This is a genomic window from Methanobrevibacter sp., from assembly GCF_045120835.1.
GTDB lineage: Archaea > Methanobacteriota > Methanobacteria > Methanobacteriales > Methanobacteriaceae > Methanocatella.
Window position 1 is genome coordinate 1 of the sequence record NZ_JBGVFE010000081.1, and the last position, 7,154, is coordinate 7,154.

The 7,154-nt window shown below is 34.5% G+C and carries 10 protein-coding genes, 2 tRNA genes and 1 pseudogene; 8 read left to right on the forward strand and 5 right to left on the reverse strand.

The genetic code is table 11. From position 1 onward, the window contains the following. The 4 genes and pseudogenes from ACJMLO_RS07395 to ACJMLO_RS07410 form a co-directional block, all read left to right on the forward strand. A pseudogene (locus ACJMLO_RS07395) lies at nucleotides 1-92 on the forward strand (pyruvate synthase subunit beta); the annotation flags it as partial. 10 nt (nucleotides 93-102) lie between these two features. Further along, on the forward strand, nucleotides 103-603 hold the full coding sequence (locus tag ACJMLO_RS07400) for a 4Fe-4S dicluster domain-containing protein (RefSeq protein ID WP_405295424.1): 501 nt from the start codon (nucleotides 103-105) through the stop codon (nucleotides 601-603). Nucleotides 604-607: 4 nt separating this feature from the next. After that, the gene (locus ACJMLO_RS07405; protein WP_405295426.1) at nucleotides 608-847 is read left to right on the forward strand and encodes a 4Fe-4S binding protein; all 240 of its coding nucleotides are present in this window, start codon (nucleotides 608-610) and stop codon (nucleotides 845-847) included. 50 nt (nucleotides 848-897) lie between these two features. Then, nucleotides 898-1,740 carry a fumarate hydratase gene (locus ACJMLO_RS07410; RefSeq protein ID WP_405295429.1) on the forward strand — a complete coding sequence of 281 codons (843 nt, stop codon included), beginning with the start codon at nucleotides 898-900 and terminating at the stop codon, nucleotides 1,738-1,740. Between the two features lie 24 nt (nucleotides 1,741-1,764). Here the strand turns inward: ACJMLO_RS07410 and ACJMLO_RS07415 are convergent, their stop codons facing one another. The 5 genes from ACJMLO_RS07415 to ACJMLO_RS07435 all read right to left on the reverse strand — a co-directional run bounded on the left by ACJMLO_RS07415 (nucleotide 1,765) and on the right by ACJMLO_RS07435 (nucleotide 4,311). Continuing rightward, a complete protein-coding gene (locus ACJMLO_RS07415; protein WP_405295430.1) occupies nucleotides 1,765-2,649 on the reverse strand; it encodes a PhoU domain-containing protein in 885 nt (294 codons plus the stop codon). Between the two features lie 7 nt (nucleotides 2,650-2,656). Beyond that, nucleotides 2,657-3,559 (reverse strand): hypothetical protein, encoded by a 903-nt coding sequence (locus ACJMLO_RS07420; protein WP_405295431.1) that lies wholly within the window; start codon nucleotides 3,557-3,559, stop codon nucleotides 2,657-2,659. A gap of 146 nt (nucleotides 3,560-3,705) precedes the next feature. Next, nucleotides 3,706-3,778 (reverse strand) — tRNA-Thr (locus ACJMLO_RS07425). Between the two features lie 28 nt (nucleotides 3,779-3,806). Continuing rightward, nucleotides 3,807-3,889, reverse strand: a tRNA-Leu gene (locus tag ACJMLO_RS07430). Between the two features lie 68 nt (nucleotides 3,890-3,957). Then, entirely contained in the window at nucleotides 3,958-4,311 is a 354-nt protein-coding gene (locus ACJMLO_RS07435) for a hypothetical protein (protein ID WP_405295432.1), read from the reverse strand. A 144-nt stretch (nucleotides 4,312-4,455) separates the two neighbouring features. On the opposite strand from ACJMLO_RS07435, the gene ACJMLO_RS07440 reads away from it, so the two are divergent. The 4 genes from ACJMLO_RS07440 to ACJMLO_RS07455 all read left to right on the forward strand — a co-directional run. Beyond that, nucleotides 4,456-4,623: a 4Fe-4S binding protein gene (locus ACJMLO_RS07440; RefSeq protein ID WP_405295433.1), complete on the forward strand. Its 168-nt coding sequence runs from the start codon at nucleotides 4,456-4,458 to the stop codon at nucleotides 4,621-4,623. A 9-nt stretch (nucleotides 4,624-4,632) separates the two neighbouring features. Then, nucleotides 4,633-5,409, forward strand: a complete 777-nt coding sequence (locus tag ACJMLO_RS07445; RefSeq protein ID WP_405295434.1) for a TrmB family transcriptional regulator sugar-binding domain-containing protein — start codon at nucleotides 4,633-4,635, stop codon at nucleotides 5,407-5,409. A 12-nt stretch (nucleotides 5,410-5,421) separates the two neighbouring features. Then, nucleotides 5,422-6,702 (forward strand): oligosaccharide repeat unit polymerase family protein, encoded by a 1,281-nt coding sequence (locus ACJMLO_RS07450; RefSeq protein ID WP_405295436.1) that lies wholly within the window; start codon nucleotides 5,422-5,424, stop codon nucleotides 6,700-6,702. Between the two features lie 260 nt (nucleotides 6,703-6,962). Continuing rightward, the coding region (locus tag ACJMLO_RS07455) for an energy-coupling factor ABC transporter permease (protein ID WP_405295438.1) at nucleotides 6,963-7,154 on the forward strand (192 nt) is incomplete at its 3' end.

The following is a 7,154-nucleotide window of genomic DNA, read 5'->3' on the forward strand; positions in this document are numbered from 1 at the left end:
CACCACAAAAAAGATTCAGACACTTAGATGAAGAGCACATTGAAAAAATCCAAAAATACGTAGATGCAGAGTGTAAGGAACTAGGTTTATAGGAGGAAGACAATGGAAAGTATTGTTGTAAACAACAATTTATGTGACGGATGTCTTAACTGTTCAAACATGTGTGAATCCATCCATAAGTCTAGCAGAATAAAAATTATAGAGCATGATTCTTCCTTTTATGCCATTGTATGTCAACACTGTGAAAGTGCACCATGTATAAAAATCTGTCCAACAGATGCAATTACAGATGACAATGTTGATACTGAAAAATGTATCGGCTGCGGATTGTGCGTAATGGTTTGTCCGTTTGGTGCAATGACTTTCCAAGCAAAAGTTGCTGAAAAATGTGATCTTTGTGCTGACAGAGAAGAAGGACCTGCATGTATCAAAGCATGTACCAAAAGAGCTATTACTGTTGCCGATCCTGAAAAAATCAAGGCTAAAAACCAGGAAAAATATCTGGCCAAGATGGCAGGATTATATGAACCGGATAGCAAAAAAGGCGGCTTTGTCCATGTAATTACAAGTCAAGCAAGAGCAAGGCTTGTTTTTGATGAATAAAATTATGTTTAAATCAGGAAATTGTACTGACTGTACAACCTGTGGAAGTTGTCAACAAACACCAAATGTTGACACTCCAACCTTATTTTGTATGCACTGCCAACCACAGGAAGCACCATGTTTGAAAGTCTGTAAGGAGCATGCCATCGAAGTGTTGGGCGGAGCTATCACCATCAATGGCGAAAAATGTAATCTCTGCAGAGATTGTGTTGAGGTTTGCCCCATCAATGTAATCAATATTTAAATATTTCAAAAATCAAAATAACATTAAATAAATTTTGAAAGGGTTTTAATTTGATTACAAAAGATGTTATTAGAGACCGTGTTTATGAACTTTACAGACAGGCAGTTATCGTTCTCGGTGATGATGTAAAAAAATCACTGCAAGATGCGCTGAAAATAGAAGAGCATGACCTTGCAAGGTTAAATATTGAAGCTATTTTAAAAAATATTGAACTTGCAGAAGAAAAAGGCATTCCGATGTGTCAGGATACAGGTTTGCCTGTTATTTTTGTCAAATTGGGTAATGTCAAAGTCGAAAAACTGCGTGAGGGAATTGAAGAAGGAATAAAAAAGGCCACAAGTGATGTTCCTATAAGACCGAACATCGTAGATCCGTTAACTCGTGAAAATACCAACATTAATGTGGGCGAATATATTCCTCCAATCGACATTGAGCTGATTGATGAGGACTATCTTGAAATAACAATCATGCCAAAAGGATTCGGTTCAGAAAACAACAATGCAATGAAAATGGCTCTTCCTGCTGAAGGAATTGAGGGAATTAAGGAATTTGTTGTTGAATCCGTTCTTAAAGCGAAAGGAAAGCCATGTCCTCCAACTGTCGTAGGTGTTGGAATTGGTGGAACTTCAGATTTATGTTTAAAACTTGCAAAAAAAGCACTGCTCGGCAAAGTTGGTGAAAGAAACCCTGATTCAGAATTGGCAAAACTTGAAGAAGAGATATTGGACGAAATCAATGCTTCAGGAATTGGCCCAATGGGATTGGGAGGTAAAACCACTACACTGGACGTGAAAATCCTAAAGGCACATACCCATACCGCAGGCCTTCCAATCGGTGTTTGTATTCAATGTTGGGCAGACAGGCATGCCACAACAAGAATCTATGATGAATAATCCAATATTTTAAAAAAAGAGAAATTATCTGAAAGTCCTTGGTGTAGTCGGCCTTGGAATATTGTCATGAAATTCTATGGCGACATCCATCATTTCAACGGAAATGTCCCCAATACGCTTGAAAGCCTTGATTAGCCTGAACAAATATATGAAATAATTTGACCTTTCCTTTTCATCAAAAGAGCTTTCAGCCATTTGAGTGGCGATTAGATTAATGGCCTTGGATTGCATGATATGGATAGTCTCTTCCAATTCCATCAAATCATCCTTAAGTTCAGTTTTGCCTTCAATGAATGCCTTCATGGCCAGTCGAATCATTGATTGAGCAGTATTATACATTTTTTTCAGTTTCTTCAAGACATTTTCATCTACCTGATAAACATCATTTATGACGAATTTTGCAATATGGCCACAGTAATCCCCAATACGTTCCAAGTCATAGGCTATTTCATTATATAACAGAGATTTTGAGATTTCATAGTGATAGTCAATACTTACAATTGTTTCAACTGAAGTCCTTATTTTTTCAACCATATTGTTTGTAGCAAAATCCATTTCCAATGCTTTGCTTGCTTTTGCTTCATCATATTCCAGAACTGCATCAAAGGACAACTCCAACTGTGAGTGAACATGTTTTGCCATATTTGCCAGCATGTCATTGATTAAAACGTTTCCTGTGCTGTTTTTGTTGCTTACATAATCCCCAATTGATTCGGCAACCTTTTCATAACTTTTTAAATCAATCATATATGCCCTTTTAACAGTTCCATCTTTTACAAGAGGCTGCAAGAGCTGAGTGACATACCTACGGGTGATTCCTAATTTTTCGGCGATTTCCTCCTGAGTGGAAGGATTTTCATATAAGATAAAATCCAAAATGTCCTTTAATGTTTTATCACGTTTACTCATTCTACCCCTACTTCTTATAGTCATCCAACAAATCATTCGATTCAAACTGAATATTTCCAGAAGACCTGTTGATGCCCTTTTGCGGTTTTTCAATAGGTTCATGATTATCAAATTTGACTTCAGACTCACTTCTAGGCTCATTTATAGGATTTTTACTTCTGATTTGAGAGTCATACTTGGATTTATTTTTAGCACTGATCTCTTCCATTTTTTTATCGTAATCAAAATCCCCATGTTTATTGGAATGATGAACCCTTTTAACATTGCCTCCCTTGAAATTCTCTTCATTAATCTTGTGTTTGATTATTTTGAATTCCCTTTCAGACTGTCTTGCAGACTGGAGAATATTATAAATTACAAATATGATCAATAAAAGGGCAATGATTGCAATTGGAAAGTCAAAGTATATGAATACATCATCATAGATATCTGTAATTGCATTTCCCAAATCTACAAAACCCCTGGCCAGAAATATCAATCCCACAACTGCAATAATTGCTCCATGAGACTTTTTGATAATGTCCGGTTTAACAACAATCGGATAAACACTGATAATCAACATTGCCACACCCAATATCCTATATAAATTGTTATTTGCAAAATGCTGAAGTGTGACAAATGCATTGAGGAATGTGGAAGGCAATATTCCCCATTCAGAGAGCATGGCGAAAATTAACAGTAACTGAATCACGCCTATTACAGCAAGCGGGAAAATGTAAGCGATTTCCCATTCGAATTTTGTGCTGAATGTTGCAGAAGAAACAGGTTTTTCCAAAGCTTCCGAAAGCATATTATATAGAACTGATGAAATAACTGAACCAATAACTGTACCTGCAACTCCCAAAACGGAAGTTAAAACAGCAACAAATGCTGAAATACAACCTACAAGTATAATTTTTTTATAATTCATAATTTTCACCCAAATTAATAATCATGAATAGTATTTATTTTTAAGTAATTTAAACTTTAAGGTACCTATCCAAGTAACAAATTTTATACGCTAAAACCTAGATAAATTTTAAAAAAAATTTTGAAATTGGAAAAAACAGTCTTTAAAGCCTTAGGGGGGATTCGAACCCCCGACTTCCACCTTACCAAGGTGGCGCTCTACCATCTGAGCCACTAAGGCATAATCGGACGTTAAAAAAATATAGTAGTGCATGGGAAGGGATTCGAACCCTCGAAGGCCTATGCCAAAGGATCTTAAGTCCTTCCCCTTTGGCCGCTCGGGCACCCATGCATATAATAATTTGTTTGTGACTACATACTATATAAATGTTATGGTTTTCTTAAGAATTATCAAGAATTTCAAATCAAAGCATTATTAAATGAATACAGCCATAAGGAAGTTGCAGTCAAAATCAGAATAACCAATACCCAAACAACTACAAATACTTTCTTGATATCAGATTCGCCTTTAGTGATATACCTTTCCCCCGGCATATCGCTTGAAATCTTTTTATTATTTTTATATTTATCATCGTTCCTCAAATATGCGTAAAAAACTCTAGTGATAAAATAGAATATGACAAACATTACAACTCCCATTACAGGAATCAGGCCGCCATTTAAAAACATTACTGACACTGATGAGAACAAAAGCATTAAAAATAATAAAAACAACCCTGATAAAACTATTGAAATCCCCTTGTTAAAAATCATGATCCATCACTTCTAATTAATTTATATAGAATTTATAATATTAAAACTTTAGGTATGCCTAATAATAGTTATTGACAAAATATATAAACATTAAAATAGTTAAATTAAATTATATTATTTTAAAAATTTTAACTGGTGTATTAATTGAAAGTGGATATGGAAGAATGCGGAGTTTGTGAAGATTGTATCGATGTATGTTTGGAAGAGGCAATTCAAAGAAGAGCGTATACAATCATCATTGACGAGACAAAATGTAATAACTGTGGCGAATGTGTCGACGTTTGCCCTGTTGGAGCATTATACGAAGACTAGGTTTTAACCATGAAAATAAAATTTACATTAATTGATTACCTTATCATTATTTTAGTTATAGTTGCCGTGGCATTTGCCTTCATTCATATAACTACTGACGATTCATCCGATTTACAAAAAACTGCTTTTGATGAATCGACTGTAAATAAAATACCAGACACTTACCTTAAGTATTATAAGGACGGATACATAGTGAAAGCCACCGTTGAAGGTTTTAACTCAACAACCGGAAATGAAACAACACTTAACGGTACTGTCGTGTGGGAAGAGGATAACGGCGGAAATGGTGTTAAACTGTTATTGGATTCCAATAATGAAACATATCTGGTCGGATTATATAGAACAGTTCCTAATGCCGATATTTATATAGACCATATCACTCTGGAAAGCAATGGCGAAAAGTATAAGGATTTATGTGAAGTCAGAGTAAAACCTGAAGAGATCAACTCCATAAAACAGTTAACCGACAAGATTCCAAACAACACGGATTATGACCTTTCAACATCAGTGTCCCTTGAATCTTTAACTGCACAGGATGCACAGAAGATATTGAATTTAATCTCAAGCCATAGCAAACGGGAAGCAATTAAAACTACCAATAACGATAAGAATAATGAGCTGATAATTAAAAAAGCCAATGAAGATAATCTTAAGGATGTCGATTCTGTTTTAGGCAACTTCAATGGAATAACTGATGAGATTACAATTAGGATTTATGATTGTACAGACAGCCAGATTAATGAAATCACCAAAAACTTTGACGTGATAACTATACGAAATTTTTAAGTTGTGTAGACCATGAGCATGATTTATTCTACTTTAACTTCAATAATAAATAGAATCAGTGATGAATTTCATAAATCTTTTTTATTTACACTTATTTTTACCATACTGGAGTTCATTGAAAATCAGTGGGTCAACAGTTTTTTCAAAAGACTTTATCCAAGCGAGAATTTTTTAGGATTTTTAAATAAGAACATAATCTTAAAACATCATATTTTCAATCCGATAATCGTGCTTTTTTTATTTGCTATGTTTTTGCTTTTGTCGATGGACAGCCCCTCCACCAGCCTTGTAATCACATTGGCAATCGGATTTGCGGCATTCACAATCGGATCACTGATACTTCCAAGATATCTTTTTAATGATAATCTCAAAAACATCATACAATTCAAAAGAGACGACATCTATTCAATAGGATTTTGCCTGACACTGATAAGTATCGTATTTTTCTTTATAAGCATTGCTTCCGTTGGAGGAATACCTCTTTTGAAGCCTTCAATTAGATATCTGCTAAAACCGATGCTAACTATGCCCGTATTTTTAATTATTCCGGCAACATGCTTAATTGCAAGTGCTTATCTAAAGGATTTTCAGGACAAAAAGATCACACGTTCACAGGTGCGATTCAGATTCCTATTTTTGTTGGCTATGGACTGTGCATTTTTATTGCTTCTAGGTTATAGGACACCACTACTTGCAGCATTTCTTGTCATAATTATCATGGGTTTCTATGGAAATATTGTTTCCCTTTGGGAAGTTGTAGTTGGTGGACTGATTGGTATAGGTGCAATAATTGGAATTGGTTATTTTCGTTCATTAGGTGAGATGACAATCACATCCTCAACAAGCCCATTATATACTCTCCAATCCCGAGCAGACTTCACCTTACATGTCCTGAACCTACTTGATTTCATTGGCGGAAACTTTGGGCTTACCCATGGGCACATGCTGGCCAGTTCAATTCCCGGAAGCGATTTAGGTCCGAGAATGATGGTTGGAAAGCTTATTGCATGGAGAACTGAAGTCACAGTAACACCAACACTTATCGGCCAGATGGTAGTCGATTTTGGCAAAGCAGGAGTATTTGTCGAAATGTTGCTTTTAGGATTTTTCCTTGGAGTTGGATTTAAAATAATGAAAATTACTAAAAACTATTTTTATATAGGGATTTACTCTCTGATTTTAACATACACCATTTTAGGTATTGAAACCGGAATTTTAGATATCCAAGTATTATTATACTTTGCAATAGCTATTTTTATCTATTTAATCAATATGGCAAAATGCAAAAATTAAATCGCAATCAAACCCCCATAGTATTACAAATAGGTATGAATAATACTAATTTGTATTACTTTAATAACCTTTATATATAGACATTATTATAAATATATAAATGTCAAGCCAAAAAAACAGTTATATTAAGGCATAATTTAATATAACTTCCAAAAAACTTGATATTACTAAAATTAAACAAGAATAATACTTTTTAGTAATACTTGATTTATAAAGAAAACTAAAAAAAGTATTACTTTTGAAAAAATGGAGGAATAAATTTGCATATACCTGATGGATTTATACCTATTGCACAATGTTTGGTATACTATGTAATTTTAATCGTTGCATTATACTTCTCAGTGAAATGGGCCAGATCCAATTTAGATGAAAAACGTATACCCCTCCTAGCAGTTCTCGCAGCAGGTATTTTCGCCATCATGTCCATGAACATGCCAATTCCATTCGGTACA